Source organism: Kitasatospora sp. NPDC015120 (assembly GCF_043080305.1).
Classification (GTDB): domain Bacteria; phylum Actinomycetota; class Actinomycetes; order Streptomycetales; family Streptomycetaceae; genus Kitasatospora.
Window position 1 is genome coordinate 1 of the sequence record NZ_JBIBVJ010000056.1, and the last position, 2,675, is coordinate 2,675.

General features: G+C 76.3%; 1 pseudogene. It reads right to left on the reverse strand.

From position 1 onward, the window contains the following. A pseudogene (locus ACF1AK_RS36205) lies at positions 1–2,646 on the reverse strand (beta-ketoacyl synthase N-terminal-like domain-containing protein); the annotation flags it as partial. Positions 2,647–2,675: the final 29 nt, after the last annotated feature.

Sequence of the window (2,675 nt, forward strand, 5' to 3'; positions counted from 1 at the left end):
CAGCACCCCGTGCCGCAGCGCCTGCACCATCTTGATCACACCCGCCACCCCGGCCGCCGCCTGGGCATGCCCGATGTTGGACTTCACCGACCCCAACCACAACGGCCGGTCCTCCGGACGGTCCTGACCGTAGGTCGCCAGCAGGGCCTGCGCCTCGATCGGGTCACCCAGCGTCGTGCCCGTCCCGTGCGCCTCCACCGCGTCCACGTCCGCCGCGCCCAGGCCCGCCGCCGCCAGCGCCGCCCGGATCACCCGCTCCTGCGACGGACCGTTCGGCGCGGTCAGACCGTTCGACGCACCGTCCTGGTTGACCGCCGTACCGCGCACCACCGCCAGCACGGGGTGGCCGTTGGCCCGGGCGTCCGAGAGCCGTTCGACCAGCAGCAGTCCGACGCCTTCGGCGAAGCCGGTGCCGTCGGCGGCGGACGCGAAGGCCCGGCAGCGGCCGTCCGGCGACAGACCGCGCTGGCGGCTGAACTCGATCAGGGTGTCCGGGGTGGACATCACGGTGGCGCCCCCGACCAGCGCGAGACTGCATTCACCGGAGCGCAGCGCCTGGCCCGCGAGGTGCAGGGCGACCAGCGAGGAGGAGCAGGCGGTGTCGACCGTCACCGCCGGGCCCTCGAACCCGTAGGTGTAGGCGATCCGGCCCGACGCCACGCTGCCCGCGCTGCCGGTGCCGAGGTAGCCCTCCGCCTCGGGGGCGGAGCCGCGCACCCGGCCGCCGTACTCGGTGTAGATCAGGCCGGTGAAGACGCCGACCGGGGTGGCGCGCAGCGCGGCCGGGTCCAGGCCCGCGCTCTCCAGCGCCTCCCAGGACGCCTCCAGCAGCAGCCGCTGCTGCGGGTCCATCGCGACGGCCTCGCGCGGGTTGATGCCGAAGAACGCGGGATCGAAGTCGGCCGCGCCGGCCAGGAAGCCGCCGTGCCGGGTGTACGCGGTGCCGGTGCGCTCCGGGTCCGGGTCGTACAGCGCCTCCAGGTCCCAGCCGCGGTCGGCCGGGAACTCCGAGATCGCGTCCCGGCCCTCGGCCACCAGCCGCCACAGGTCCTCCGGCGACCCCACGCCGCCCGGGTAGCGGCACGCCATCCCGATGATCGCGAGGGGTTCGTCGGCGGCGGCCCGGGTGCGGGCGGGTGCGGCGGCGGGCGCGCTGCCGCCCTGCCGCAGCAGCTCGCCGAGGTGCTCGGCGAGGGCGCGCGGGCTGGGGTGGTTGAACACCAGGGTCGGCGGCAGCTTCAGTCCGGTGGCCGCGGCGACCCGGTCGCGGAGCTGGACGGCGGTGAGGGACTCGAAACCGAGGTCCCGGAAGGCCCGGTCGGGGTCGAGCTCCGCGGTGGTGGCGTAGCCGAGGACGGCGGCGACCTCGGCCCGCACCAGCTCGCGCAGGTGCCGCTCCAGCTCGGCGGCGGACAGCCGGCTGAGGCGCTCGGCGGCGCCGTCCTCCCCCGCCGTGCGTCCGGCGGCCCGGCGGGCCGGGGTGCGGGTGGGCCGGGCCGAGCCCCGGGGGGCGGGGGCGGTCAGCCGGCCCGCGTCCACCGCGCGCAGCACCAGGGTGCCGACGGTGAGCACGGGGGTGCCCTCGGGGTCGACGGCCAGGACGCCGAGGGTGTCCTCGTCCAGGCGGTCCAGGCGCACCCGCAGCACGGTGGCGCCGACCGCGTGCAGGCCGAGGTCGTTCCAGGCGAACGGCAGCCGCAGCACGGCGGGGCGGTCCGAGCCGTCCGCCGCGGCCTCCGCCTGGAGGGCGGCGTCGAGCAGGGCGGGGTGGAGGCCGTAGCGGGCGGCGTCCGGGTGCGCGGCCTCGGGGAGTTCGACCTCGGCGTAGAGGGTGTCGCCCTGCTGCCAGGCGGCACGCAGGCCCCGGTAGGTCGGGCCGTAGCCGACCTCGGCGGCGGTGAACCTCCGTTCGGCGTCGGCGAGGTCGAGGGAAGTGGCGCCCGCAGGGGGCCAGTGGGCGGGGAACCCCTCGGCGGGGGCGGTGGGTTCGGCGGCTTCGGCCGCTTCGGCCGCTTCGGCGGCGAGGGTTCCGGTGGCGTGGTGGGTCCAGTCGCCGGCGCCGCCGTGTTCGGGGCGCGAGTAGACGTCGAAGGTGCGGCGGCCGTCCTCGTCGGCGGCCGGGACGAGCACCTGGAGGTCGAGCACCGCCTCGCCCAGGGTCAGCGGTGCCAGCAGGACGAGTTCGTCCACACCGGGCGATCCGGCGGACTCTGCGGTGGCCAGGGCCAGTTCGGCGAATCCCGTCCCGGGGAACAGTGCGGTGCCGGAGACGGTGTGCTCGGCCAGCCAGGGGTGGCTGCGCGGCGAGAGGCGGCCGCTGAGGACCAGTCCGCCGTCGTCGGCCCGCTCGACGGTCGCACCGAGCAGCGGGTGGGCGGAAGCGTCCGGGCCGCCGGTGACGGCGGGGGCGTCCAGCCAGTAGTGGCGGTGCTGGAAGGGATAGGTGGGCAGGCCGGGCGGGGTGGCGGGCGCGGTGACGGACCAGTCGAGACGATGACCGTGCAACTCGACAGCGGCCAGGGCCTGCACCAGCGGCCGCTCGTCCTCCCGATTGCGGCGCAGGGTACCGGTGACGAGCACGTCCGGACGGCCGGCCAGGGTCTCCTGAATGCCGACGGTCAGCACCGGATGGGCACTGGACTCCACGAACGTCGTGAAACCCTCCTCGGCCAGGG